Origin of the sequence: Kribbella sp. NPDC051620, assembly GCF_044453825.1 — a bacterium.
Lineage (GTDB): Bacteria > Actinomycetota > Actinomycetes > Propionibacteriales > Kribbellaceae > Kribbella.
This window is the reverse complement of record NZ_JBITDB010000001.1, coordinates 1,161,295-1,186,442: the sequence shown is the minus strand read 5'-3', so window position 1 is coordinate 1,186,442 and position 25,148 is coordinate 1,161,295. Positions and strand designations below refer to the sequence as shown.

Below are 25,148 nucleotides of genomic sequence, written 5' to 3'. Positions count from 1 at the left end.
CCGACAAGCCAAGAATGCCGCGATGCCCCTCCCCCTTGATCCAGAGGCACTCAAGTATTGGGAGGCGGCAGCCGACGGCATCTGCCGAGAACTGGCGAGCACAGAGGGCCGCGGCGGACCTCAGAGGAGCCTGCGCGACCGGCCGCCTGGCGTTGCGCTGGACAACTAGTGCCCTGTACTTCCGTGAGGTCTCCCGCCCTGAGATCGATTTCATGGCCGCCCACCGCCGCCTCTGCCGCCTTCATGTCGAGGCGTTCGGCCCCACAACCCCGGCTGCCTTCGCCTGGTGGTCCGGGCTCTCGGCCAAGGACGCCCGCGAGGTCTGGAGGCAGTTGGAGCTACTGGAGGTTGACCTGGACCGTCACCGCGCCTGGATCCTTCCGGAGGCCGAGCAGACCGTCCGCAATGCGCCGGAGCCGACCGGTATCCGGTTCCTGCCAGCCCCTGACCTTCGCCTGCTCGGGCAGGACCGGCACAGGCTCTTCGTGGGGCCGGGTGGCAGTTCCACTCTCAGCGGAGGTTCGAGCTCAGGTTGAGGTCGAGGCTGTGTCGATGCCGGTTCCGGGTGCCGAGATGACGGTGAGGCTCAGGAAGTACTAGCGGTTGCGGAAGGCTTGTTCGACGTCTGTGGTGGCTAGGACGCCGTAGACCTGGCCGTTGGCGTCGAGGACCAGGTACTCCGAGGCGGGGTGCTCGCGGAGGGTGGCGAGGATCTCTTCGCCGGTGTCGTTGACGCCGATGATGTGACCGGCGCCGATCCGGGTGGCGACCTCGCCGACCGTCGTCCACGGGCGCTGGTTCTGGGCGACGGCGTTGACGGCGGATTCCGAGACGAGCGCGTGCGGCTTGTCGTCGCCGTCGATGACCACGACAGCGCCGGCTTGAGCACCTGCGGCGAGTCGTACGGCCTCCGAGATCGGCGTACCGGCGTGTACTGCGATCGCCCGGCGGGCCAGGGTGCGTACCTGCAGGGAGGGCAGCTTGCTCCGGAGCCGGGCCTGCATCAGCGACGCAGTGGAGCCCATCCAGAGGAAGAAGCCGACCGCCAGCGCGATGATGAAGTCGACAAGCGTGGGCTGCCGGTCGAAGACCCGCTCCAGGATCACCGGAGCGGCCAGGACGGCGATCGCGATCAGCCGGCCGGCCCATGCGGCGGCGATCGTGCCCTTGTGCATGTTGCCGGTCAGCTTCCAGACCAGCGCGCGCAGCACCCAACCGCCGTCGAGCGGCAGCCCGGGCAGCAGGTTGGTGACGCCGACGATGAGGTTGGCGATGGCGAGCTCGAACAAGGCGACGTACCCGACGCCCTCGTCCACGGCCCGCGAGCCGAGGTACGCGAGCCCGCCCACCAGCAGCGACGCCAGCGGGCCGACCACGGAGACGGCGAACTCCTCGAACGGGCTCTTCCGCTCCCCCTCGATGTGTGTGCCGGCCGCGAAGAACCCCAGGTTGATCTCGGTCACCGAGATGCCGAACCGCAGCGCGACCAGCGCGTGCGCCAGCTCGTGGATCAGGATCGAGGCGGTGAACGCGACCACGAAGGCGAACGACGCCACGTACCGCCAGCTGCCCAGCTCCGGGAACTGCGCACCGATCACGCCAGCGAAGCCGAGCGCCAGCAGCATCGCCACCGGCAGCCAGGTGAACCGCATGGTCAGCTTGATCCCACGGACACGACCGATCACCCAGGTACCGGGGGTAGGGCCGGCAGGCTGGGCGGGACTCTGGGGATCACGCGACTCAGACATCGGTGCAACGCTACTGGTCCGCTGTTAACAAGCCTTACACCCCCACGGCAAGCCGAGCCGTGAATCCCGTCTTCGCGTCCCCGCTCATCGTCGCCAACTGGTGCACGGCCGCGTCGTCCCGGAACACGTTGTCGGTCTGCAGCGACGTCTGCGCGAGGTTCTGCGCGCTCCCGTCGTAGCCGGAGGTCGCATAGACCGCACTACAGGCATCCTCCGGCAGCGCGAGCTGTGAGGTCGCACTGATCTTCCCTGCGGCGGTTGCCTCGGACAGGGACGAGTAGACCTCGAAGTGGATGTGCGGCCACCTCCCCTGGTACGCCGCTGGGAAGATCGTCGTGAAGGTGACCTCACCGGCCGCATCAGCGGCCTGTACTCCGCGGCAGTAGTTCTCCTTGGTGATCTCCCCGTCGTAGAGCGAGTAGCGGCCCTGGGCGTCGCAATGCCACAGGTAGACCGCAGCACCGGGCAGCGGCGTGTCCTTCCCTGCATCCAGTACTACGAGTTGGACCGTCAATGGGACGCCCTCAGCCACCCCGGTCGCAGTACCGAAGCTCTTGGTGAGGTCACCGCGCACGATGCCCGACTCGGTCAGCACGTTCGGCCCGTTCGACCCATCCCCCGGAAACGGCCCCGCCGTCTCTGCGGGGATCTCATCCACTGAACCAGTTGATGAAGAACTCTCTTGAACTGAGGTCTTCTTGTCGGCCGCACACCCGGCGACGGCAACCAGTCCTGCTCCGGCGAACAGTCTGAGGACATTGCGTCGGCGAAGCATGCCGAGGTCGAATTCGAGGCCTCTGTCGTGGTCGTGCATGTCGGTCTCCCTTGCTCGTTGTCTCCAGCCTGCCGACCGGGACCGATGGTTCACCGAAAGTCCGCTGGGAGTTCGCTGTGAGGGAGTTGTCCACAACCAGTGCGGCGACGGCTCCGACTGTCGGTGCTCTCGCCTAGCCTTGGCGGCATGAGCGTTGCACCAGCAGTCGACAGGCACGGCCATCCGAACGGTGCGCTGTCTCCGTCCCGGGCGGCGGACTTCATGAGCTGCCCGCTCAAGTACCGGTTCCGGGTGATCGACCGGCTGCCGGAGAAGCCTTCGTCGGCCGCCGTCCGGGGCACGGTCGTGCACGCGGTGCTGGAGCGGCTCTTCGACCTGCCCAGTGGGCAGCGCACGCTGGAGCACGCGACCGAGATGCTCGAGCCGCAATGGCAGAAGCTGCTCGAAGCCGAGCCCGAGGTCGCCGAGCTGTTCGCCGAGGACGCCGACGGCGAGGAGCTCGCCAAGTGGCTGGCCGAGGCGCACGGACTCCTGGGTAGGTACTTCAAGCTCGAAGACCCGAACCTGCTGGAGCCGGCCGAGCGCGAGCTCTACGTCGAGACCGAACTGGAGTCGGGCCTGACCCTGCGCGGATACGTCGACCGCCTCGACGTCGCACCGACCGGCGAGATCCGGGTGGTCGACTACAAGACCGGCCGGTCGCCGTCGGAGTTCTTCGAGGCCAAGGCGCTCTTCCAGATGAAGTTCTACGCGCTGGTGCTGTGGCGGCTGCGCGGCGTCGTACCGGCGATGCTGCAACTGGTCTACCTCGGCAACGGGGAGATCGTCCGGTACGTGCCCGACGAGGCCGACTTGCGCGCTTGTGAACGCAAGGTCGGCGCGCTCTGGACCGCGATCACCCGGGCGCTGGAGTCCGGCGACTGGCGGCCGAGCCCCGGCCCGCTCTGCGACTGGTGCGACCACAAGGCCCTCTGCCCGTCCTGGGGCGGCACTCCGCCACCTCTGCCGAACCGCTCGGTCGAGGAGGTCGCGCAGGAGTCCGCGGGCGTCGATCTGGTCGGAGTGGACGGGTGAACGGCCGCCCTATCACCGGGCTGAGTTCCTGCTCACACCCGGTCGATGCCATTGACAACCGCCTGCTCGGGATACGGTCCGCACTATGAGTCATCCGCATCCCGACCTCGGCCAACCGCCCCGCCTGCCCGACACCGCACTCCGTGTGGTCGCTCTGGGCGGTCTGGGTGAGATCGGCCGCAACATGACCGTGTTCGAGCACCGCGGCCGGTTGCTGATCGTGGACTGCGGCGTGCTGTTCCCCGAGGAGCACCAGCCGGGCGTCGACGTGATCCTGCCCGACTTCGGCTACATCCGGGACCGGCTGGACAAAATCGACGCGATCGTCCTCACGCACGGCCACGAAGACCACATCGGCGGCGTCCCGTACCTGCTGAAGGAGCGCGCCGACATCCCGGTGATCGGCTCCAAGCTGACCCTGGCGTTCATCACCTCCAAGCTCAAGGAACACCGGATCACCCCGAAGACGATCGAGGTCAAGGAGGGCGACCGGCGCAAGGTCGGCCCGTTCGAGACCGAGTTCTTCGCCGTCAACCACTCGATCCCGGACGGCCTGGCGGTGGCGATCCGGACCAAGGCCGGCATCGTCCTGCACACCGGCGACTTCAAGATGGACCAGTTCCCGCTGGACCGCCGGCTGACCGACCTTCGCGGCTTCGCCAAGCTCAGCGAAGAGGGCGTCGACCTGTTCATGACGGACTCGACCAACGCCGAGGTGCCCGGCTTCACCACCTCCGAGAAGGACCTCGGCCCGGCGATCGACACGGTCTTCCGGACCGCGCCCGGCCGGATCATCGTCTCCAGCTTCGCCAGTCACGTGCACCGGATCCAGCAGGTGCTCGACGCGGCCAAGCTCGGCGGCCGCAAGGTGGCCTTCGTCGGCCGTTCGATGGTGCGCAACATGGGCATCGCCGGCGATCTGGGCTACCTGAAGATTCCGAAGGGCCTGATCGTCGACCTGAAGGAGCTGGAGAAGCTCCCCGACCGCAAGGTCACCCTGATCTGCACCGGCTCCCAGGGTGAGCCGATGGCGGCGCTGGCCCGGATGGCGAACCGCGATCACATGATCCGGATCGGCGAGGGCGACACGGTGCTGATGGCCAGCTCGCTGATCCCCGGCAACGAGAACGCGATCTACGGCCTGATCAACGGCCTGATCCGTTGGGGCGCGAACGTCGTGCACAAGGGCAACGCCAAGGTGCACGTCTCCGGTCACGCGAGCGCGGGCGAGCTGGTCTACTGCTACAACCTGATCAAGCCACGCAACGTGATGCCCGTGCACGGGGAGTACCGGCACCTGAAGGCGAACGCGGCGCTCGCGGTGGCCACCGGGGTGCCGGCCGATCGGGTGATCATCGCCGAGGACGGCGTGGTCGTCGACCTGGACAAGGGCCGGGCGAGGATCGTCGGCAAGGTCGAGGCCGGGTACGTGTACGTCGACGCGATGACGGTCGGCGGGGTCACCGAGGCGAACCTGAAGGACCGCCGCACGCTGGCCGAGGAGGGCGTCGTCACCGTCGTCCTGCTCGTCGATGCCAACACCGGCCGGCTGGCCGAGCCGCCGGACTTCCTGGCCCGTGGTTTCGTCCACGACGACACCACGTTCAAGGACGTCATCCCGGTCATCGAGGACACCTTGGCCAAGGCCGCCGCCGAGAGCATCGGCGACGCCAACGCCCTGGAAGAGCTCGTCGGCCGCGCAGTAGGCAACTGGACCTGGCGCCACTGGCGCCGCCGCCCGGTCATCATCCCGGTCGTCATCGACGCCTGACACCAGCCGTTCCCGCCCACCACCAACCCAGGCTGGTGGGCCGGGTCCGAACCCCCCTCCAGCAGGACGGCCGAGCAGGTCCCCGGCCAGCGGAACGGCCGAGGCGAGTCGCCGCCCAGCGGAACGGCCGGGGCGAGTCGCCGCCCAGCAGATCCGCCGGGGCAGGTCCCCGGCCAGCGGAACGGCCGGGCAGGTCGCCGCCAGCAGAACGGCCGCGGTAGTCGCCGTCCTGCCGAGCCCGGTACGTCCTGCCGAGCCGGGTACGTCCTGCCGAGCCGGGAACGTCCTACCGAGCCCGGTACGCCCTACCGAACCCGGTACGTCCTGCCGAGCCGGGTACGTCCTGCCGAGCCCGGTACGTCCTGCCGAGCCCGGTACGTCCTGCCGAGCCCGGTACGTCCTGCCGAGCCGGGTACGTTCTACCGGGCCAGCAGATCGGGTTCTCGGGGGCCGGCCGCCCGCAGGGCCGGTGCAGCCCAGTCCGGGTCCTCCGCCGGTCCGTCGTACGGGCTGGTGGGTGGGTGCGGACCTGGTGGGGGTTAGCGTTCTGGCTGTGACGGTGAGAGTTGTTGGGGAGGGTGTGGCCATCCGGACCAGTGGTCTGGGGAAGAGTTACGGATCTGGGGATACCCGGGTGGAGGCGTTGGCTGACGTCGAGCTGGAGTTCGGCAAGGGGCGGTTCACCGCGATCATGGGGCCGTCCGGTTCTGGCAAGTCGACCTTGCTGCACTGTCTGGCTGGGCTCGATCGGCCGACCACCGGTCAGGTGATGCTCGGCGACGTCGAGCTCACCCGGCTGGACGAGAAGCGCCTGACCCATCTGCGGCGCGACCGGATCGGGTTCGTCTTCCAGGCCTTCAACCTGGTACCGACCCTGACCGCGATCGAGAACATCACGCTCCCCCTCGACCTCGCCAACCGCAAGCCGGACCAGGAATGGGTCGACAAGGTCGTCGACGCGATCGGCCTGCGGGACCGCCTTCACCACAAGCCGGCCGAGCTGTCCGGCGGCCAGCAGCAGCGCGTCGCCTGCGCCCGCGCCCTCGCCTCCCGCCCCGAGGTCGTGTTCGCCGACGAGCCGACCGGCAACCTCGACTCCCGCTCGTCCGCCGATGTGCTCGGCTTCCTGCACCGCTCGGTCCGCGAGTTCGGCCAGACCGTCGTGATGGTCACCCATGACCCGACCGCAGCCTCGTACGCCGACCGCGTGGTCTTCCTCGCCGACGGCCACCTGCACGACGAGCTCCTCGACCCGACCGCGGACACCGTGCTCGACAAGATGAAGCAGCTCGACACCCAAGAGGCCGGCTGATGCTCAAGCTCGGCCTCCGGTCGGTGCTCGCGCACCGGCTCCGGTTCGTGCTGTGCACGGTCGCCGTCCTGCTCGGCGTCGCCTTCGTCGGCGGCGCGCTGATCTTCACCGACACGCTCTCGGCAGCGCTGAAGAAGAACTTCGCCGGCGGCCCCTCCGACATCACCGTCACGCCGGTCGAGAACCTCAAGCACAACCCCGGCCTGTCCAACGCCCGCCCCGCCACGCTCACGTCCGACCTCGCGAACCAGATCGCCAACCTCCCCGGCGTCGCCACCACGGACCCGCAGGTACTTGTCCCAGGTGCCCAGATCCTCGGCACCGACGGCAAGCCGACCGAAGCGTTCGGCCTGCCGACGTACGCCACGGGCTGGCCACACGACGCGCGGACGGCGAGCGTCAAACTCCTGGACGGCCGGCCGCCGTTGGGTCAAGATCAACTCGCCCTCGACCAGTCGACCGCGAAGCGCGAGGGCTACGAGGTCGGCGACCAGGTCAAGGTCGTCACCCCCGCCAAGGCCGTCACCGCGACGATGACCGCGATCACCACCCCGAACCTCACCGGCGCGTCGGCCGGCGCCCCGCTGATCACCTTCGACTCGGTCACCGCCCAGCGGCTGCTGCTCGGCAGTGCCGGCTGGACCTCGATCACGGTCGCCGTCCAGCCGGGTCAGGACGTGCAGTCAGTAATCCAGGCGATCACCAAGGTCGCGGGCAAGGACGTCAGCGTCCGTACGGCGGCGCAGGTCTCGGCGGACGGCGAGAGCGCCGTCGACGACACCTTCGGCGGCTTCAGCGCGGTACTGCTGCTGTTCGCGGGGATCGCCCTGTTCGTCGGCACCTTCCTGATCGTCAACACGTTCTCGATGCTCGTCGCCCAGCGCTCCCGCGAGCTCGCCATGCTCCGCGCGATCGGCGCGTCCCGCGGCCAGGTCTCCAGCACGGTCCTGATCGAGGCTCTGATCATCGGCGCGATCGGCTCCACTCTCGGCCTGTTGATCGGCGCCGGCGTCGCGGCCGGCCTGCAAGCCTTCTACCAGTCCCTCGACCTCGCGATCCCCGGTTCGAGTCTCCAGATCAGCGCCCCGACCGTGATCGCCTGCTACCTCGTCGGCATCGGCGTCACCCTCTTCGCGGCCCTTCCGGCAGCACGCCGAGCCGGCAAACTTCCGCCCGTCGCCGCGATGCGCGACGACGTCAGCGTCCCCGAGCGCTCGCTGCTGCTCCGCCTGATCATCGGCAGCTTCCTGCTCCTGATGACGGCCTTCCTCGTCGCGATCGCCTTCACTCTCCAAGGTCTGTCCGCGGCCATCCTCCTCGGCCTCGGCGCCGGCCTGGCTCTACTCGGCGTGGTGATGACCAGCCCCCTGATCAGCCGGTACGCCGTACGTGGACTGATGACCCCGTTCGGCCGTAAAGCCCCGATCACCCTCGGTCGACGCAATGCGGCGCGCAACCCCCGGCGTACCGCAGCGACCGCGTCCGCGCTGATGATCTCGGTCGCGCTGGTCAGCGGCCTGATCGTCATCGCCGCCTCCGCCAAGGCCTCGGTCGACCGCAACCTGCAGGACGCCATCGGTACCGCCGAACTCCTCGTCAGCGGCGACGAGCCGTTCAGCGGCGAGGTCGGCGACAAGATCGCGAAGGTCCCCGGCGTCGCGGCGGTGCACCGGGTCCGGCAGATGCCCGGCGACATCGACGGCCACCGGGTCACCGTGGCCGGTGTCGACGACGGCACCATCGACGGCCCGATCACCACCCGATTCGTCTCCGGCTCGGCGGACGGCCTGAAGAACGGCGAGGCGGTCATCCCGCGCAATCTCGCCAAGCAGCTCGACCTGGTCGTCGCCGAGAAGTTCGAGCTGACCACGACGACCGGCAAGCAGACGTTGCGGGTGGCCGGCATCATCGCGCCGAACCGCCAGCTGAACGCGATCATCCTCGCCCAGCCCGTCTTCACGAAAGCCGGCGGCGCGACCACCGACAACACCCTGTACGTCGATGTTGCCGACGGCACCGATTTCGGCAGGGTCCGGCTGGCCGTGGCCGCCGAACTGACCGACTACCCCGCCGTCGAGGTCCGCGACCAGCAGGCATTCGCGAAGAGCCAGCAGCAGCCGATCGACATGGTGCTCGCCGTGATCGCGATGCTGCTCACGCTGGCGATCATCATCGCCGTGCTCGGCATCGTGAACACGCTCGCGCTCGGCGTGATCGAGCGCACCCGGGAGATCGGCCTGCTCCGGGCGATCGGGATGGACCGGCCGCAACTGCGCAGGATGCTCCAGGTCGAGGCGATCGCGATTGCCCTGCTCGGCGCTCTGCTGGGGTTGCTGGTCGGGATCCTGTTCGGGGCTGCCATCCAGCATGTGATGAGGGAGGACGGCCTCAGCGTTCTCGACATCCCGGTGTTCCAGCTGCTGATCGCCGTCGTCGTGGCGAGCCTGGTCGGCGTACTGGCTGCAGTGTGGCCGTCACGCCGCGCAGCGAAGCTCGACGTCCTGCGGGCGATCGCGGCCGAGTGACCGGGTAGCTACGGCCGAGTGAGTGGGTAGCTGACGAGGCGAGCCGCAGCCACGACACGCAATCGCAGGTAGCCTGCGGGTGTGCCGGGCAGCGTGCAGTCGATCGAGCGGGCCGCGGCCGTGCTACGACTACTTGCCGCGGCGCCGAACGGGTTGGGTGTCGCTGACCTCGGCAACGCGCTCGGGCTGGCCAAGACGACCGTGCACGGCATTCTCAAGACGCTGCACCAGGTCGGCTTTGTGGAGCAGGATCGCAGTGGGGCGCATTATCGGCTCAGTGACGCGTTCGGGCGGCTCGGCGAGACGTACCTGGATCCGAACGAGTTGCGCAGCCGGGCGATCAACTGGGCCGACTCGCTGGCCTCCCGCAGCGGCGAGGTGGTCCGCGTCGGCCGGCTGGTCGAGGGCAAGGTGGTCGTCGTCCATCACGTCTTCCGCCCGGACGACAGCGAGCAGGACCTGGACGTCGGTACCACGCTCCCGCCGCATGCCTGCGCATTGGGCAAGGCGGTGCTCGCCTTCGATGCGTCCGGCGCTGCCCGGCCGCGCAAGCTCGACGCGTACACGACACGGACCCTCACGGACCCCGCCCGTCTCGCCGAGGAGCTGACCGCCGTACGGGCGAAAGGCTGGGCCGGCGAGTTCGAGGAGCACACCGTCGAACTGGCCGGCATCGCCGCGCCGATCCGTGGCTTGGGCGGCCTGGTCGTAGGCGCCGTCGGCCTCACCGGCCGGATCGAACGCATCTGCGACAGCCGCCTCCGCCACCGCACCGACCTCGTCACCATGGTCCGAGCCACCGCCGAAGCAATCGGCCGAGACCTCCGCGAGGACCGATGACGACGGCAGCCGACGAGCGGGTGCGCTGATGGCTGAGCAATATGTTGCTGCGGTGGATCAGGGGACCAACTCGACCCGGTGCATTCTGTTCGATCGGCGGGGGCGGTTGGTGTCGGTGGCTCAGCGGGAGCACAAGCAGCACTTCCCCAAGCCGGGTTGGGTCGAGCACGACGCGGCGGAGATCTGGCGCAACGTCACCCGGGTCGTACCGGCCGCGATCCGGCAGATCGGCGCCGAGGCGTCGCAGATCGTTGCCATCGGCATCACCAACCAGCGGGAGACCAGCCTGCTCTGGGACCGCCGGACCGGCCAGCCGATCGGGCACGCCGTCGTCTGGCAGGACACCCGCACCGACCGGCTCGTCCAGGAGCTCGCGGGCGACGGAGGCACGGACCGGTTCGCCGACCTCTGCGGGCTGCCGCTGACCACGTACTTCTCCGCGCCGCGCCTGCGCTGGATGCTCGACCACACCCCCGGGCTGCGAGCGAGAGCAAATCGTGGCGAGGTGCTGTTCGGCACGATGGAGAGCTGGCTGATCTGGAACTTCACCGGCGGCCCCGACGGCGGTCTGCACGCCACCGACGTGACCAACGCGAGCCGGACGATGCTGATGAACATCGAAACGCTCCAGTGGGACGACGAACTGCTCGCCGCGTTCGACGTACCGCGAAGCGTCCTGCCCGAGATCCGGCCGTCGTCAGGCGTCTTCGCGACGGCGACCACAGTGCTTCCCGGCGTACGAATCGGTGCGGCGCTCGGCGATCAGCAGGCAGCGTTGTTCGGGCAGACCTGCTTCAGCCCCGGCGAGGCGAAATGCACCTACGGCACCGGCTCGTTCCTGCTGCTGCACACCGGCAAGGAGATCGTCCGGTCCACGCACGGCATGCTGACCACGGTCGCGTACCAGATCGGGTCGGAGCCGGCGGCGTACGCGCTGGAAGGGTCGATGGCGGTCACCGGATCGCTCGTGCAGTGGTTCCGGGACGGGCTCGGGCTGATCCACACCGCCGCCGAGATCGAGACGCTCGCGCGGACGGTCGAGGACAACGGCGGCGCCTACATCGTGCCCGCGTTCTCGGGCCTGTTCGCGCCGCACTGGCGCAGTGAGGCCCGTGGGGTGATCGCTGGGCTCACTTCGTACATCACCAAGGGCCATCTCGCCCGGGCCGTGCTCGAGGCGACCGGGTTCCAGACGCTAGAGGTCGTCGACGCGATGAACGCCGACTCCGGGATCGCGCTCAAGGCGCTCAAGGTCGACGGCGGAATGACGGCGAACAACCTGCTGATGCAGTTCCTGGCCGACCTGCTCGACGTACCGGTGGTCAGGCCGATGGTCACCGAGACGGTGTCGCTCGGCGCCGCGTACGCCGCTGGGCTCGCGGTCGGCTACTGGCCCGACCTCGAGGGTCTGCGGAGCAACTGGCACCGAGCCGGCCAGTGGCTCCCCCACATGGACCCCGACCGGCGCGCCACGGAGTACGCGAACTGGCAGGCAGCGGTCCAGCGCACCTTCGGCTGGATCCGCCCCGACCAGTAGTGCTCAGGGACGCCAGATCCAGTTCCTGCGGTCGTACTGGATCTCGAAGCCCGCCCGGGCCAGGTTGTTCAGCGAAACGTTCTGCTCGCCCTCGTCCGGCTTGCCGGTCTCCGCACTGAACCACTGCACGCCCTCAGCGCCCGCCTTCTGCGCCCGCGCAGCCAGCAGCGCCGACTGCGCCCCCTTGCCGCGATGCTCCGGCAACGTCGCCGCACCGCAGAACTCCGCCACCTCACCAGAGATCAGCAGCGTCGCGGCGGCAACCAGCTGGTCACCTTCATAGGCCCCGTACGCCGTCCAGCCCGGCCGGCCCACCACGCTCTTAGCCATCGGCACCAGCAACTCCTCCGGCATCCCGAAGCCACGAGTCAGCACGCTCGCCCACTGTTCGGCGTCGGCCGGCTCGATCTCGGCCACCCGCAACTCCGTGTCCGGCGCGGCGACCGGGCCGGCGGGCCGCGCGAGCTTGACCCAGGTACCGCCGCCCGTGATCCCTTCCTTCGCGCAGATGGCGTCCCAGTCGGCCGGCAGCACCGACGGCGCGAGGTTCAGCACCGCGATCGGGTTGCCGTTGCCACGGTAGAAATCGGTGATCGAGGCAACCACTTCGGCCGTGACCGGCTCGGTGAAGCCGAAGCCGAGCGCCCGGCTCCAGTAGTTCGTCGGGTCGTTCCGCACCGCCAGCGCGACGCCGCCACCGATCCGCGCCGACGCCATCCCGAACCGCTCGATCACCTCCGGTGCCGCATGGGTTTCATACCCCCAGATGGACTCGGCTTCAGCGGTCTCGAGCAGTTCGGCAAGGTCCATGGCGGTCACTGTAATCAGTCAGGCGGGCGAGACGATGTCCGGGGCTTCCAGCCGGACCTTGTCGGCGGATTCGTCGTCGGGCTGGTCCTGGGAGTCGCGTTCGGACTGGACGCGCTGCTTGTAGAAGGAGACCTCGCGGTCGATGGTTTCCTCGTCCCAGCCGAGGACGGGGGCCATCAGGCGGGCGGCTGCTTCGGCTGCTTCCACGCCGCGATCCCAGGCCTCGATGGAGATCCGGGTACGGCGGGCCAGGATGTCGTCGAGGTGGCGGGCGCCCTCGTTCGTGGCGCCGTAGACGATCTCGGCCTTGAGGTAGTCCTGCGTGCCGGGCAGTTGCTCACCCAGCGACGGGTCTTTCTCGACCAGCGCGAGGACTTCGTCGATGAGGGCGCCGTACCGGTTGAGCAGGTGCTCGATCCGGGCGACGTGCAGGCCTGAGCGCTGCGCGATCAGGTGACGCTGGTTCCACATGGCGTGGTAGCCGTCCGCGCCGACCAGCGGCGTGTTCTTGGTGACCGACTTCGGCACCCGCCCGTCGAGCGCGTTCGCGGCCGCGTCGACAGCGTCCTTGGCCATCACCCGGTACGTCGTGTACTTGCCACCGGCAACCACCACGAGCCCGGGGGCCGCATGCGCGACGACGTGCTCACGCGACAGCTTCGAGGTGCTCTCCGACTCCCCCGCCAGCAGCGGCCGGAGGCCGGCGTACACGCCCTCGACGTCTTCCCGCGTCAACGGTGTCACCAGTACGGCGTTCACATGGTCGAGCAGGTAGTCGATGTCCTTGCTGGTCGCGGCCGGGTGGGCCTTGTCCAGGTTCCAGTCGGTGTCGGTGGTACCGATCAGCCAGTGCCGGCCCCACGGGATGATGAACAGCACGGACTTCTCGGTCCGCAGGATCATCCCGGTGCTGGACTGGATCCGGTCCTTCGGCACCACCAGGTGGATGCCCTTCGAAGCGCGCACGTGGTACTGCCCGCGCTCGCCGACCATCGCCTGGGTGTCGTCGGTCCACACGCCGGTCGCATTGACGACCTGCTTGGCCCGTACTTCGAACTCACGCCCGCTCTCCAGATCCTTCGCCTGTACTCCGGTAACCCGCTCCCCCTGTCGCAGGAAGCCGGTCACCTTGACCCGGTTGGCGACATGCGCGCCGTACGACGCCGCAGTACGGGCCAGCTCCATCGTGTGCCGAGCGTCGTCGACCTGCGCGTCGTAGTACTGGAGTGCGCCGACCAGTGCGGACTTCTTCAGCGACGGCGCGAGCCGCATCGCTCCGCGCCGGGTCAGGTGCTTGTGGATCGGCAGGCCCGCGCCGAGACCGGAGCTGAGCGCCATCGCGTCGTACAGGGCGACCCCGGAGCCGGCGTAGAACCGCTCCCACCACCGGTGCTGCAGGGGGTAGAGGAACGGCACCGGCTTCACCAGGTGCGGCGCCAGGCGTTGCAGGAGCAGCCCACGCTCCTGCAACGCCTCGTGCACCAGACGGAAGTCCAGCATCTCCAGGTAACGCAAGCCACCGTGCACCAGCTTGCTCGACCGGCTGGAGGTACCGCTCGCGAAGTCGCGAGCCTCCAGCAGTCCAGTAGTCAGACCCCGGGTCGCGGCGTCGAGCGCCGAACCGGTGCCGACCACCCCGCCACCGATCACCAGGATGTCGAGTTCCCGGCCGTCCGCCATCGCCTCGATGGCCTCGGTCCTTGCCTGCGGTGACAGTGCCACTGCGCCCACTGTGCTGTTCCTTCCGTCGTATCGCTTCGTACTACCCAACGCCTACCGGGCTTGCCTCAGTCCACGTCGACCCAGTCGAGCGTGCGCTGGACGGCCTTCTCCCAGCCCTTGTAGCCCTCGGCCCGCTGCTCGTCGTTCCACTCCGGGCTCCAGCGCTTGTCCTCGTTCCAGTTCTGCACCAGCTCGTCGGTGTTGTTCCAGAACCCCACCGCCAGGCCGGCCGCGTACGCCGCTCCCAGCGCCGTCGTCTCGGCGACCACCGGCTTGCTCACCGGCACACCCAGGATGTCGGCCTGCATCTGCATGCAGAGCTCGTTCGCCGTCACCCCGCCGTCGACCTTGAGGACCTCCAGCTTGACGCCCGAGTCCTTCTCCATCGCGTCGGCGACGTCCTTGCTCTGGTAGCAGATCGCTTCCAGTGTTGCTCGCGCCAGGTGAGCGTTGGTGTTGAACCGGGACAGTCCGACGATCGCGCCACGGGCATCCGACCGCCAGTAGGGCGCGAACAGGCCGGAGAACGCCGGTACGAAGTACACGCCGCCGTTGTCCGCCACCTGCCGGGCCAGCGTCTCGGTCTCGCTCGCGCCGGAGATGATGCCGAGCTGGTCGCGCAACCACTGCACGGCCGAGCCGGTGACCGCGATCGACCCCTCCAGCGCGTAGACCGGGGCGTCGTCGCCGAACTTGTAGCACATCGTGCTGAGCAGTCCCGCCTTCGAGCGGACCAGCTCGGTACCGGTGTTCAGCAGCATGAAGTTGCCGGTGCCGTAGGTGTTCTTGGCCTCGCCCGGGTTGAAGCAGACCTGGCCGACCGTGGCCGCCTGCTGGTCACCGAGGTCACCAGTCAGCGGTACTACGCCGCCGAGCGGCCCGTTGGCGAGCGTCTCGCCGTACTTGTTCGGGTCCGACGACGGCCGGATCTCCGGCAGCATCTGGCGGGGGATGTTGAAGAACGAGATCAGCTCGTCGTCCCAGTCGAGCGTCTCCAGGTTCATCAGCATCGTGCGGCTGGCGTTCGTCACGTCGGTGATGTGGACGCCGCCGTCGGTACCGCCGGTGAGGTTCCACAGCAGCCAGGTGTCGGTGTTGCCGAAGACGGCATCACCAGCCTCGGCCGCCTCGCGCACCCCGTCGACGTTCTCCAGGATCCACTGCACCTTGCCGGCCGAGAAGTACGTCGCCGGGGGCAGGCCGGCCTTCTGCCGGATCACGTCGCCCTTGCCCTCGCGCTCCAGCGCCGAGGCGATCCGGTCGGTCCGGGTGTCCTGCCAGACGATCGCGTTGTAGTACGGCCGGCCGGTCTTCTTGTTCCAGACCACGGCCGTCTCGCGCTGGTTGGTGATGCCGAGCGCCGCCAGGTCGCTCGCATGCAGGCCCTGGGCGTTCAGCGCGGTCCGGATGACCGAGCTGGTCCGCTCCCAGATCTCCACCGGGTTGTGCTCGACCCAGCCGGCCTGCGGCAGGATCTGCTCGTGCTCCAGCTGGTGCTTGCCCACCTCGTTGCCGGAGTGGTCGAAGATCATGAAGCGGGTGCTCGTGGTGCCCTGGTCGACGGCACCTACGAAGTCAGCCATGGAGTTTCCTCTCCTCACACGTGGTGGTCATACCGTCTGCTCGCCCTCGGCCGTCTCGACGTTCGGGATCCGGCCGGGCTCCTCGTCCGCGTCCGCGATCGGGAGGTTGCGGCCGACCAGCAGGTCGTACAGGAACGCGCCGACGAGCGCGCCGATGATCGGTGCCACGATCGGCACCCAGAAATAGACGTCCCCGAACTGGTCCTTGAACGCTCCCCCGTACCCGGTGAAGAAGGACGCCAGCCGCGGGCCGAAGTCACGGGCCGGGTTGATCGCGTACCCGGCGTTGGTGCCCCACGCCATCCCGATCGCGACCACCAGCAGGCCGACGATGAACGGCGCCAGGTTGGCCGCCGGGGAGGTGTTGCGCAGGTCGGTGATGGCCAGGATGACCATCATCAGGATCGCGGTGCCGATGATCTGGTCCCGGAAGCCGCCCCACATGTGGACGCCGAGATCCATGCTGCCGTTGCCGGGCAGCGTCGAGAAGACGCCCTGGGTCTTGATCGTCAGGCCCGGGTCGACCTTGTGCAGTGCCTCGGTGTAGTTCCAGCGAACCACGAGCGCCGCCAGGAACGCCCCGAGGAACTGTGCCACCGAGTACGGCAGCACCTTCTTCCAGCTGAACCCGCGGAACGCCGCCAGCGCGATCGTCACCGCCGGATTCAGGTGCGCGCCGGTCATCCGGCCCGCCACGTAGATGCCCAGGGTCACACCGATGCCCCAGGCCCATGCGATGGAGTCGTGGTCCCCGATCCCGCCCCCGACCACCTGCGCGACCACGCCACAGCCGAACAGGATCAGGATGAACGTACCGGCGAGCTCGGCGGAGCACTCCCCCAGAAGGGTCTTCGCCTTGACCGCCTCAGTAGCTGTCGTAGCCATTCCGAAACTCCCTTCCACTCCGTGACGACCACGGAGAACTGGAATCTAGGAGCGTTAGCGAGGCGGCACAACGCCAGTCGTTCGACATTGTCGAACGAGACCACCTTGCCACAGGTCTACGACACCCGGGCGGTCCGTACGACCTTCGGCGTACCGCGTGGCGGCGGTTCGCAGACCTTCGGCAGACGCCGGGGAGGGCGGTCGGTTCCTAGCGTCGGGGCATGATCGAAATCGACCGACTGACCAAGCGGTACGGCGGCGCGACCGTCGTCGACGACCTGTCCTTCACCGTAGCGCCGGGGCGGGTGACCGGGTTTCTCGGCCCGAACGGAGCCGGCAAGTCCACCACGCTGCGAATCCTGGTCGGACTGGCCAGGGCCACGAGTGGGAGCGCGACCATCGACGGACGCCAGTACGCCGACTTGCCGGATCCCCTGCGACAGGTCGGGGCCTTGCTGGAGGCGACTCCGGTGCAGCGGGGGCGTACGGCGTACCGGTATCTGCTGGCGCTGGCCCAGACTCACGGGATCGCGCCCGGCCGGGTGGACCAGGTGCTCGCCAGGGTCGGACTGACCTCGGCGGCCGGCCGGCAGGCGGCGGAGTTCTCACTCGGGATGCGGCAGCGGCTCGGGATCGCGGCGGTGCTGCTGGGCGAGCCGCGGACCTTGATCCTCGACGAGCCGACGAACGGCCTGGACCCAGCGGGCGTGCACTGGCTGCGCAATCTGCTCCGGGAACAGGCGGCGGAAGGGCGGACGGTACTCGTCTCGTCGCATCTGATCAGCGAGATGGCTCTGACCGCTGACCAACTCGTGGTGGTCGGGCGCGGCCGGTTGCTGGCCGATCTGCCGATGGCCGAGTTCACCTCCGGCCATGCCTCGCTCGAAGCGGCCTACCTCCGGCTGACCGGTGACGCGGTCGAGTTCTCGGGAGGATCGCGATGACCGGACTGACCTTTCCGCACGTGCTGCGGTCCGAATGGACCAAACTGTCGTCGTCGAACTGGGGCATGCTGATCGCCCTGCCCGTGGTGTTCAGCGCGTTGTCCGGCTGGATCGGGCACACCAACCATGCCCGGCCGACCGACCCGACGCTCAGTGTGGGTGGCGGATTCCTGCTGTTCGCGGTGGCGATCGGGGTGTTCGGACTGACCATGATGTCCGGTGAGTTCCAGTCCGGCGTGATCCGGGCGACCTTCACCGCCGTACCGCGGCGGCTGCCGGTGCTGTGGGCCAAGGCGATCGTCCTGGTCGTGCTGGCGACGCCTGCCTTGCTCGTCGCGTACTTCGGCGCGTTCCTCACGTACCAGGCGTTCACCGACAGCGCGCTGCGCCTTTCCCTGGCAGATCCGGGGATTGTCCGGTCGTTGTTCGGAGCGGTCGGCGCGACTGTCGCCGCCGGGCTGATGGCGCTGGCGTTGGGGACGTTGCTGCGGAGTACGGCGGGCGCGCTGTCGGCGTACATGGTCGTGCTGGTCGTCCTGCCGTCGGTGCTGCTGTCCGCGCTGCCTTTGTCGTTCCAGGGCGCCCTGCCGTACTTCCCTACCCTCGCGCTGCAGGGCATGTTCCGGAACGCATCGCAGGCAATGGTCCAGGTCGGGAGCGCACCAGACGTGACGCTGTCCCCAGGCGTCTCGGGCGTGGTGGTCCTCGGGTGGGTCATCCTGATGCTGGCGTGGGCCGCGGCACTGCTCCGGCGCCGCGACGTCTGACACCGGAGGATCCGTTGAGAGACCGTTGGAGCATCCGCCCGTGAGGGACCGTTGGAGCATCCGACCGCCCCGGCTGGTCGACGCGTGCCTCACGGCGCTCGTGGCGCTGATCGTGCTCCCAGCGACGGTGGGCGGATCGACCGCACCAGGAGCGATCGGTTCGGGTCCGGGGATCGCCGGTGCGACCTGGCTGCTGTTCACCGCCGTCCATCTGCCGCTCATCTGGCGACGGCGCGCGCCGGTCCTGGTCTTCTGGTCGATCCTCGCCCTGGTCGGCTGCTGCGTTCTGCTGGATGTCGCTGGGGTGTACCTCGTCTTCGCCCCGCTGTTCGCGCTCTACGGCGTGGCCCGGTATGCCCGGCTGCTGCAGCTGTGGCCAGCGCTCGCCGCAGTACTGACTGCGGTGGTCGTCGCGACCCTGACCAGCGACGGCCAGCTGTCGACCTTGATCGGGATCTGCTCGATCGTCGCCGTTGTGTGCCTGCTGGCGATCTCCCTGCGGCTGCGGGAGACGGCCGAGCAGGAACGGATCCGGCACCGCCAGCAGGAGCTGGAAGCGCAGACGAGGATCGCGGTCGCGGCCGAGCGGACGCAGTTGGCGCGCGAGGTCCATGATGTGGTGGCGCACAACCTGGCCGTCATGGTCGCGCTCGCCGACGGCGCCGCCGCGACTGCCGCGACCGATCCCGGCCAGGCGACCGAGCTGATGCGGCAGTCGTCCACCACGGGGCGAGCGGCCCTGACCGACATGCGTCGGCTGGTCGGCGTCCTGCGGGACGGTCAGTCACTCGCGAACGGGCAGTCGCTGGCCCCGCAGCCAGGGATCGCCGACCTCGACGACCTCGTCACCCAGGTACGGGACGCCGGCCTGTCCGTCGACCTAACCGTCGGGGAGCTCAGTGAAGCGCTGTCGCCCGGCGTCGGCCTGGTCGTCTACCGGATCGTCCAGGAAGGCCTCACCAACACCCTCAAACACGCCGGCCCCGCCGCCCAGGCGACAGTCAGCCTGAACCGCACCCCCGACGGACTGGACCTCGACATCACCGACGACGGCGCCCGTACGCCGGCCCCAGCGCCGATCCCCGGCGGTCATGGCCTCCTCGGCATCACCGAACGCGCCACGGCCTACGGCGGTACGATCCGTGCCCTCCCGCTCCACCCAGCCGGCTGGCACCTGCACGCCCACCTCCCGCTCGATCTCTCCCCGATGCCTACTGAGGTGCGGGCATGATCAGAGTTCTTCTCGCCGACGACCAGGCCCTGCTCCGGCTCGGATTCCGCGCGTTCCTCGGCCAGGAGCCCGATCTTGAGGTGGTGGGCGAAGCCGGGAACGGCCAGGAAGCGCTCGCGCTGACCAGAACTCTCACCCCCGACGTCGTCCTGATGGACATCCGGATGCCGGTCCTCGACGGCATCGAGGCGACCCGCCGAATCGTCGCCTCCGGCTCCCCCGCCCGGATCCTGGTCCTGACCACTTTCGACCTCGACGAGTACGTCTACGCCGCCCTCCGCGCCGGCGCCTCCGGATTCCTCATCAAAGACGCCCTCCCCGCCGACCTGATCAACGGCATCCGCGTAGTCGCCTCCGGCGCAGCCGCGGTCGCGCCCACGGTCACCCGCCGACTGATCGAGAAGTTCACCCCACATCTCCCCCAGCCCCTCCAGCCCCCCGCTTCGGAGCCTCTCGACAGCCTGACCGACCGGGAACGCGAGATCCTCCTCGAGATCGCCCGCGGCCACTCGAACCGCGAGATCGCCGAACACCTCCACATCTCCGAACCCACCGTCAAGGTCCACGTCGGCCGGATCCTCACCAAGCTCGCCCTCCGCGACCGCGCCCAGGTCATCGTCCACGCGTACGAAACCGGCATCGTCCGCCCGGGCAGCTAGCCACCCAACCATCCACCGGCTTCATCACGTCAGGGTGGATACAAGGGCCGAGGTGAAGGAGAACCGATGGCGGGCAGGACGGACCGGACTGGGTTCGAGGAGTTCGCCACCAGCAGGTACGGCGCCCTCTACCGCTATGCCTACCTGCTGGCCGGCGACCGCGGCCTTGCCGATGACCTGGTCCAGGAGGGCCTCACCAAGACCTATGTCGCCTGGCGCAGACTGCGCGACCCGGGCAACGCCGAGGCCTACACCCGGAAGGTGATCACCAACGTCGCCATCGCCTGGTGGCGGCGGAAGGCGTGGCATGCCGAGCGCCCGCATGACGACGTACCGGAGCAGCCGACCGCCACCGAAGACAGTACGGCGCGGCTCTGGCTCTGGGACGAGCTCAAACAACTGCCGCCCCGGCAGCGTGCCGCAGTCGTCCTCCGGTACTACGAAGACCTCACCGAGGCCCAGACGGCCGAAATCCTCGACTGTTCGGTCGGCACGGTGAAGAGCCAGGTCTCCGACGCCCTGAAAAAACTCCGCGCCAGGCTCGGCACCGACGCGGACCGGATCATGGACAAGGCGGGGATGAGCGAATGACCGACCTACTGAAAGACACCCTGACCCAGCGCGCGGACCTGACCGAGCCGCCGCCCCTCGACCTCGACGCGATCATCAGCATCGGCGACCGTCGCCTGCGCCACCGCCGGGTGGCCACGATCGCCGGTACTGCGCTGATCACGCTGGCCGTCCTCATCACCAGCCTCACGCTGATCAAGCCTTCCGAACAACCGGCCCCCGCGTCCGTCCCGTTCACCGAACGCCGCGCGACCTACGCCGTCGGCAGCGAGATCCACTTCGGCCCGGACGTCATCTCGACTGCGCCGTACAAGCTCCGCGCCTTCGTCCAGACCAACTCCGGCTTCGTCTTCACCCGCACCGACGGCGGCAGCCTTTTCCTTGCCGACGGCAAGCAAGTACGCCGGATCGGCAGCGGCCCCGGCAACCTCGGCGCCCTTACCGTCAGCGGGGACGGCAACCTGGTCGGGTGGGTCGAGGCGCTCGCGGGCCGCGACGAGTCGGTCATCTACGACGTAGCGGCCGGCCGCGAGCTCGTCCGCACGCCGATCGGCAACCAGCGCGGTCCGCTCGTCGACCCCGTGTCCGGGCCCCGGATCATCGCCATCGACGGCGACTACGCCTATTTCGGCACCTACCGGGGCGTGTACCGCTGGAACCTGAAGACCGGGCAGGCACAGACAGTCGGAAAGAACCTCTCCCCGAACGCCATTCGCACGGTCGCGAACCTCAGGCATCTCTACCAGATCCCGCTGATCGTTCCCGGCGAAGGCACCAGCATCGCCGTAGCAGACAACCCAAGCGACGACACCCTCCACGTCTACCCGGGTCAGCAAGGCTGGCTGTCCCCCACCGCCGACTACCTACTGACCGCCCCCAACGACCCAGGACACGTCACTCCCCCGCCAGCCCCTCTTCGCCTCTTCCACACCGCCACCGGCAAAGAACTCACCCTGACCCACCCCGGCCACCCCCGCCTGATCTTCAGCCAATGGCTGACCAACGACACCTTCACCGCAGTCGGCCTACGCCCAGCCGCCAATAAGCCCCACACCAACTCGCCCGTAGATCTCCTCACCTGCTCCACCAAATCCCTGACCTGCTCCACCACCACCCCCGCCTTCTCCACCTACACCTTCACCCAAACCCCCGCCGGCACCACCACCCCCTTCGCCCTCCCCATCGGCACACCCATCTACCGCCTCAACCGCTGACCCCACGACCGCGTCGCCCAGCAAGACCGAAGCCCGGGATCCCTTTGGATCCCGGGCTTCAGGTTGGTGTCAGTTGGCGGTTGCCTTGCGGGCTGCTTCGCCGCCTGGTTGGTTTTCTGGGAAGTGGCAGGCTGTTTGGTGGTTGGGGGCTATCTGGAGGAGCGGGGGTTCCACCGTTTTGCAGATGTCCTGGGCTTTCCAGCAGCGGGTGTGGAAGCGGCAGGCCGGGGGCGGGTTGATGGGGCTGGGGACGTCGCCCTGGAGGCGGATGCGTTCCTGTTTGCCGCGGCGCTTGACGTCCGGGATCGGGACCGCCGACAGCAGGGCCAGCGTGTATGGGTGCATGGGGGTCTCGTAGAGGTCGACGCGGTCGGCGATCTCCACGATCTTGCCCAGGTACATGACCGCTACCCGGTCCGAGACGTGCCGGACGACCGAGAGGTCGTGGGCGATCATCACGTAGGTGAGGTCGAACTCGTTCTGCAGGTCCTCGAGCAGGTTGACCACCTGCGCCTGGATCGAGACGTCGAGCGCGGAGACCGGCTCGTCGGCGACGATCAGCTTCGGGCGCAGGGCCAGCGTGCGGGCGATGCCGATCCGCTGCCGCTGACCACCGGAGAACTCGTGCGGGTACCGGTTGTAGTGCTCCGGGCTCAGGCCGACCAGTTCGAGCAGCTCCTGGACGGCCTTCTTGGTGCCGCCCTCGGTCTTCACGTTCTGCAGCTTGAACGGCGCGCCGACGATCTTGCCGACGGTGTGCCGCGGGTTCAGCGAACCGTACGGGTCCTGGAAGATCATCTGGATGTCTTTGCGCAGCGGCCGGATCTTGCCCTCGGACATATGCGAGATGTCGCGGCCGTCGAAGACGATCTTGCCGTCGGTCGGCTCCAGCAGCCGGGTGAGCAGCCGGCCGGTGGTGGTCTTGCCGCAGCCCGACTCCCCGACCAGCGAGAGCGTCTCGCCCTTCTTCACGGTGAAGTCGAGGCCGTCGACGGCCTGGACCGCGCCGACCTGGCGCTGCAGCAGGCCGCGCCGGATCGGGAAGTGCTTGGTCAGGTTCGTCACCGAGAGCAGGTCGTCGCCGTCTGCCCGGGCAGGCGTCGCCGGTTCGGTATCAGCAGTAGTCACAGTGGGTTGCTCCGTCACAGCTTCGGCTTGATCTCGGTGTCCCAGATCTTCTGGCGTTGCCCCGGGGACAGGTGGCAGGCCACCTTGTGCCCGGCGCCGATGTCCAGAAGTTCCGGCCGATCGGTCTCACTCGCACCCTCGTTCAGGTGGGCGTAGTTGCACCGCGGGTTGAACGCGCACCCGCTCGGCACGTTGATCAGACTGGGCGGCGAGCCCTTGATCGGGGTGAGGCGCTCGGTCCGTTCCCGGTCGATCCGCGGCATCGAGCCGAGCAAACCCCAGGTGTAGGGGTGCTGCGGCCGCTCGAAGATGTCCTCGGCCGTGCCGTACTCGATCGCGCGGCCGGCGTACATCACCTGGATGTCGTCGGCCAGCTCGGCGACCACGCCCAGGTCGTGGGTGATGATGATGACGGCCGAGTTGAACTCGCGCTGCAGGTCCCGGATCAGGTCCAGGATCTGCGCCTGCACGGTCACGTCGAGCGCGGTGGTCGGCTCGTCCGCGATCAGCAGGTCGGGGTCGCAGGACAGCGCCATCGCGATCATCGCGCGCTGCCGCATTCCGCCGGAGAACTGGTGCGGGTAGGCGTCGACGCGCTTGTCCGGCTGCGGGATGCCGACCCGGTCGAGCATCTCGATCGCGTGCTTGCGGGCGACCGCCTTGGTCACCTTGTTGTGCACCCGGTAGGCCTCGATGATCTGGTGGCCGACCGTGTAGTACGGGTGCATCGCCGACAGCGGGTCCTGGAAGATCATCGCCATCCGCTTGCCGCGCAGCTGCCGGACCTCCTCCGGAGTGGCGTTCACCAGCTCCATCCCGTCCAGCACGATCTCACCGGAGATCCGCGCCGTACCGCGCTTGTGCAGGCCCATCACGGACAGGCTGGTGACGCTCTTGCCGGAGCCCGACTCGCCCACGATGCCGAGCGTCTTGCCGCGATCGACCGAGAAGGACAGACCGTCGACCGACTTGACCAGGCCGTCGTCGGTCGGGAAATGCACCTGGAGATCCCGCACCTGCAGGAACGGTTCGGTAGTCACTTGGCTCGCACCCTCGGGTCGATGACGGCGTACAAGAGGTCCACGATCAGGTTCGCGAACACGATGAAGACGGTCGCGACCAGCACCACGCCCATCACCTTCGGCATGTCCTGGTCGCTGATCGCGGTGACGGCGTACATGCCCAGGCCGTTGATGCTGAACACCTTCTCGGTCAGCACCGCGCCACCGATCAGCAGGCCGAAGTCCAGGCCGAAGATGGTCAGGATCGGGGTCAGCGCGCCGCGCAGCCCGTGCTTGACCACGACGTCGCGCTCGACCAGTCCCTTGGCCCGGGCGGTCCGGATGTAGTCCTCGTTCATCGTCTCGAGCATGCCCGCGCGGGTCAGCCGGGCGTACTGCGCGGAGAACAGGAAGGCCAGCGTGATCCACGGCAGCAACAGGCCCTGCGCCCACTGGAGCGGGTTCTGGGTGAACGGGACGTACGACCCGCCACCCTTGAAGATCTGCAACTGGTAGGCGAAGATCGCCAGCGCCATCAGGCCGGTCCAGAAGATCGGCATCGAGACGCCGGCCAGGGCGACCGTCATCGCCGCCCGGTCGAAGATCGAGCCTCGCTTCAGCGCCGACAGCACACCGGTGCCGATGCCGCTGAGCAGCCACAGCACCGCGGCGCCGATGGCCAGCGAGAACGTGACGGGTATTCGGTCCAGCAAGTCGGGCCAGACCGGTGCCCGGTTGATGAAGGAGTAGCCGAGGCAGGGAGCCGGGCAGTGGTCGATCGACGTCCCCATGTCGTAGTCCGCGCCCGCCACCAGGCCCTTCGCCCAGTGCCAGTACTGCACGGCGATCGGGTCGGTGAACCCGAGCCGCACCGCGGTCGCGTGCACCGTGTCGGCGGTCGCGGTACGCCCGACGTACCGGGCGGCCATCGTGTCAGGTCCGGCCCCGGCGATCCGCGGGACCAGGAAGAAGATGGCGAAGGTGATGATGCTGATGACGAACAGCAGTCCGACTGCGGCGATCAGGCGCCTGATGATGTATGTGACCACTAC

The 25,148-nt window shown here is 68.5% G+C and carries 22 protein-coding genes; 13 read left to right on the top strand and 9 right to left on the bottom strand.

Features of this window, described 5'->3' with window-relative positions; translation table 11 throughout:
- Positions 1-14 precede the first annotated feature (14 nt).
- Complete coding sequence (locus ACIA12_RS05175; RefSeq protein WP_396365532.1) at positions 15-536, top strand: DNA glycosylase AlkZ-like family protein; 522 nt, start codon at positions 15-17, stop codon at positions 534-536.
- 60 nt (positions 537-596) lie between these two features.
- Here the strand turns inward: ACIA12_RS05175 and ACIA12_RS05170 are convergent, their stop codons facing one another.
- A complete protein-coding gene (locus ACIA12_RS05170) occupies positions 597-1,748 on the bottom strand; it encodes a M50 family metallopeptidase (protein ID WP_396365531.1) in 1,152 nt (383 codons plus the stop codon).
- A 34-nt stretch (positions 1,749-1,782) separates the two neighbouring features.
- Positions 1,783-2,406, bottom strand: coding sequence for an intradiol ring-cleavage dioxygenase (locus ACIA12_RS05165; protein ID WP_396365530.1), 624 nt, complete (start codon positions 2,404-2,406; stop codon positions 1,783-1,785).
- A 303-nt stretch (positions 2,407-2,709) separates the two neighbouring features.
- Between ACIA12_RS05165 and ACIA12_RS05160 the strand changes: the two genes are divergently transcribed.
- The 6 genes from ACIA12_RS05160 (at position 2,710) to glpK (ACIA12_RS05135) (ending at position 11,582) form a co-directional block, all read left to right on the top strand.
- Positions 2,710-3,597: a RecB family exonuclease gene (locus ACIA12_RS05160; protein WP_396365529.1), complete on the top strand. Its 888-nt coding sequence runs from the start codon at positions 2,710-2,712 to the stop codon at positions 3,595-3,597.
- An 85-nt stretch (positions 3,598-3,682) separates the two neighbouring features.
- The gene (locus ACIA12_RS05155; RefSeq protein ID WP_396365528.1) at positions 3,683-5,368 is read left to right on the top strand and encodes a ribonuclease J; all 1,686 of its coding nucleotides are present in this window, start codon (positions 3,683-3,685) and stop codon (positions 5,366-5,368) included.
- Between the two features lie 553 nt (positions 5,369-5,921).
- Positions 5,922-6,680, top strand: coding sequence for an ABC transporter ATP-binding protein (locus ACIA12_RS05150; protein ID WP_396365527.1), 759 nt, complete (start codon positions 5,922-5,924; stop codon positions 6,678-6,680).
- Positions 6,680-9,205, top strand: coding sequence for an ABC transporter permease (locus tag ACIA12_RS05145; protein WP_396365526.1), 2,526 nt, complete (start codon positions 6,680-6,682; stop codon positions 9,203-9,205). Before ACIA12_RS05150 ends, ACIA12_RS05145 begins: the two co-directional genes overlap by 1 nt.
- A gap of 81 nt (positions 9,206-9,286) precedes the next feature.
- The gene (locus ACIA12_RS05140; protein WP_396365525.1) at positions 9,287-10,045 is read left to right on the top strand and encodes an IclR family transcriptional regulator; all 759 of its coding nucleotides are present in this window, start codon (positions 9,287-9,289) and stop codon (positions 10,043-10,045) included.
- A gap of 28 nt (positions 10,046-10,073) precedes the next feature.
- A complete protein-coding gene (gene glpK, locus ACIA12_RS05135) occupies positions 10,074-11,582 on the top strand; it encodes a glycerol kinase GlpK (protein ID WP_396365524.1) in 1,509 nt (502 codons plus the stop codon).
- A gap of 3 nt (positions 11,583-11,585) precedes the next feature.
- On the opposite strand, the gene ACIA12_RS05130 is transcribed toward glpK (ACIA12_RS05135), so the two are convergent.
- From ACIA12_RS05130 to ACIA12_RS05115, 4 genes are read right to left on the bottom strand one after another with little or no spacing between them, the layout of a single operon-like run.
- Entirely contained in the window at positions 11,586-12,392 is an 807-nt protein-coding gene (locus tag ACIA12_RS05130; RefSeq protein WP_396365523.1) for a GNAT family N-acetyltransferase, read from the bottom strand.
- Between the two features lie 18 nt (positions 12,393-12,410).
- Positions 12,411-14,123 (bottom strand): glycerol-3-phosphate dehydrogenase/oxidase, encoded by a 1,713-nt coding sequence (locus ACIA12_RS05125; RefSeq protein ID WP_396365522.1) that lies wholly within the window; start codon positions 14,121-14,123, stop codon positions 12,411-12,413.
- Positions 14,124-14,179: 56 nt separating this feature from the next.
- Entirely contained in the window at positions 14,180-15,697 is a 1,518-nt protein-coding gene (glpK, locus tag ACIA12_RS05120; protein ID WP_396365521.1) for a glycerol kinase GlpK, read from the bottom strand.
- Positions 15,698-15,724: 27 nt separating this feature from the next.
- Positions 15,725-16,582: an MIP/aquaporin family protein gene (locus tag ACIA12_RS05115; protein ID WP_396365520.1), complete on the bottom strand. Its 858-nt coding sequence runs from the start codon at positions 16,580-16,582 to the stop codon at positions 15,725-15,727.
- Between the two features lie 221 nt (positions 16,583-16,803).
- Between ACIA12_RS05115 and ACIA12_RS05110 the strand changes: the two genes are divergently transcribed.
- The 6 genes from ACIA12_RS05110 to ACIA12_RS05085 all read left to right on the top strand — a co-directional run bounded on the left by ACIA12_RS05110 (position 16,804) and on the right by ACIA12_RS05085 (position 21,967).
- Positions 16,804-17,526, top strand: a complete 723-nt coding sequence (locus ACIA12_RS05110) for an ABC transporter ATP-binding protein (protein WP_396365519.1) — start codon at positions 16,804-16,806, stop codon at positions 17,524-17,526.
- Positions 17,523-18,293 (top strand): ABC transporter permease subunit, encoded by a 771-nt coding sequence (locus tag ACIA12_RS05105; RefSeq protein WP_396365518.1) that lies wholly within the window; start codon positions 17,523-17,525, stop codon positions 18,291-18,293. The genes ACIA12_RS05110 and ACIA12_RS05105 overlap by 4 nt, the downstream gene beginning before the upstream one ends.
- 40 nt (positions 18,294-18,333) lie before the next feature.
- Complete coding sequence (locus tag ACIA12_RS05100) at positions 18,334-19,524, top strand: sensor histidine kinase (protein ID WP_396365517.1); 1,191 nt, start codon at positions 18,334-18,336, stop codon at positions 19,522-19,524.
- Positions 19,521-20,183 carry a response regulator gene (locus ACIA12_RS05095; protein ID WP_396365516.1) on the top strand — a complete coding sequence of 221 codons (663 nt, stop codon included), beginning with the start codon at positions 19,521-19,523 and terminating at the stop codon, positions 20,181-20,183. The genes ACIA12_RS05100 and ACIA12_RS05095 overlap by 4 nt, the downstream gene beginning before the upstream one ends.
- Before the next feature lie 66 nt (positions 20,184-20,249).
- Complete coding sequence (locus ACIA12_RS05090) at positions 20,250-20,774, top strand: SigE family RNA polymerase sigma factor (protein WP_396365515.1); 525 nt, start codon at positions 20,250-20,252, stop codon at positions 20,772-20,774.
- Complete coding sequence (locus ACIA12_RS05085; protein ID WP_396365514.1) at positions 20,771-21,967, top strand: hypothetical protein; 1,197 nt, start codon at positions 20,771-20,773, stop codon at positions 21,965-21,967. The genes ACIA12_RS05090 and ACIA12_RS05085 overlap by 4 nt, the downstream gene beginning before the upstream one ends.
- A 69-nt stretch (positions 21,968-22,036) precedes the next feature.
- Here the strand turns inward: ACIA12_RS05085 and ACIA12_RS05080 are convergent, their stop codons facing one another.
- Genes ACIA12_RS05080 through ACIA12_RS05070 form a run of 3 tightly spaced genes read right to left on the bottom strand, consistent with a single transcriptional unit; the run spans position 22,037 to position 25,145 of the window.
- On the bottom strand, positions 22,037-23,095 hold the full coding sequence (locus ACIA12_RS05080; protein WP_396365513.1) for an ABC transporter ATP-binding protein: 1,059 nt from the start codon (positions 23,093-23,095) through the stop codon (positions 22,037-22,039).
- A gap of 14 nt (positions 23,096-23,109) precedes the next feature.
- Positions 23,110-24,135: an ABC transporter ATP-binding protein gene (locus ACIA12_RS05075; protein ID WP_396365512.1), complete on the bottom strand. Its 1,026-nt coding sequence runs from the start codon at positions 24,133-24,135 to the stop codon at positions 23,110-23,112.
- A complete protein-coding gene (locus tag ACIA12_RS05070) occupies positions 24,132-25,145 on the bottom strand; it encodes an ABC transporter permease (RefSeq protein WP_396365511.1) in 1,014 nt (337 codons plus the stop codon). Before ACIA12_RS05070 ends, ACIA12_RS05075 begins: the two co-directional genes overlap by 4 nt.
- Between the last annotated feature and the right edge of the window lie 3 nt (positions 25,146-25,148).

Excerpts from the sequence above, each read along its gene's own strand:
- ACIA12_RS05175 (WP_396365532.1), top strand. The coding sequence starts at position 15 with ATGCCGCGATGCCCCTCCCCCTTGATCCAGAGGCACTCAAGTATTGGG.
- ACIA12_RS05170 (WP_396365531.1), bottom strand. The coding sequence starts at position 1,748 with ATGTCTGAGTCGCGTGATCCCCAGAGTCCCGCCCAGCCTGCCGGCCCT.
- ACIA12_RS05160 (WP_396365529.1), top strand. The coding sequence starts at position 2,710 with ATGAGCGTTGCACCAGCAGTCGACAGGCACGGCCATCCGAACGGTGCG.
- ACIA12_RS05155 (WP_396365528.1), top strand. The coding sequence starts at position 3,683 with ATGAGTCATCCGCATCCCGACCTCGGCCAACCGCCCCGCCTGCCCGAC.
- ACIA12_RS05145 (WP_396365526.1), top strand. The coding sequence starts at position 6,680 with ATGCTCAAGCTCGGCCTCCGGTCGGTGCTCGCGCACCGGCTCCGGTTC.
- glpK (WP_396365524.1), top strand. The coding sequence starts at position 10,074 with ATGGCTGAGCAATATGTTGCTGCGGTGGATCAGGGGACCAACTCGACC.
- ACIA12_RS05130 (WP_396365523.1), bottom strand. The coding sequence starts at position 12,392 with ATGGACCTTGCCGAACTGCTCGAGACCGCTGAAGCCGAGTCCATCTGG.
- glpK (WP_396365521.1), bottom strand. The coding sequence starts at position 15,697 with ATGGCTGACTTCGTAGGTGCCGTCGACCAGGGCACCACGAGCACCCGC.
- ACIA12_RS05115 (WP_396365520.1), bottom strand. The coding sequence starts at position 16,582 with ATGGCTACGACAGCTACTGAGGCGGTCAAGGCGAAGACCCTTCTGGGG.
- ACIA12_RS05110 (WP_396365519.1), top strand. The coding sequence starts at position 16,804 with ATGATCGAAATCGACCGACTGACCAAGCGGTACGGCGGCGCGACCGTC.
- ACIA12_RS05105 (WP_396365518.1), top strand. The coding sequence starts at position 17,523 with ATGACCGGACTGACCTTTCCGCACGTGCTGCGGTCCGAATGGACCAAA.
- ACIA12_RS05095 (WP_396365516.1), top strand. The coding sequence starts at position 19,521 with ATGATCAGAGTTCTTCTCGCCGACGACCAGGCCCTGCTCCGGCTCGGA.
- ACIA12_RS05090 (WP_396365515.1), top strand. The coding sequence starts at position 20,250 with ATGGCGGGCAGGACGGACCGGACTGGGTTCGAGGAGTTCGCCACCAGC.
- ACIA12_RS05085 (WP_396365514.1), top strand. The coding sequence starts at position 20,771 with ATGACCGACCTACTGAAAGACACCCTGACCCAGCGCGCGGACCTGACC.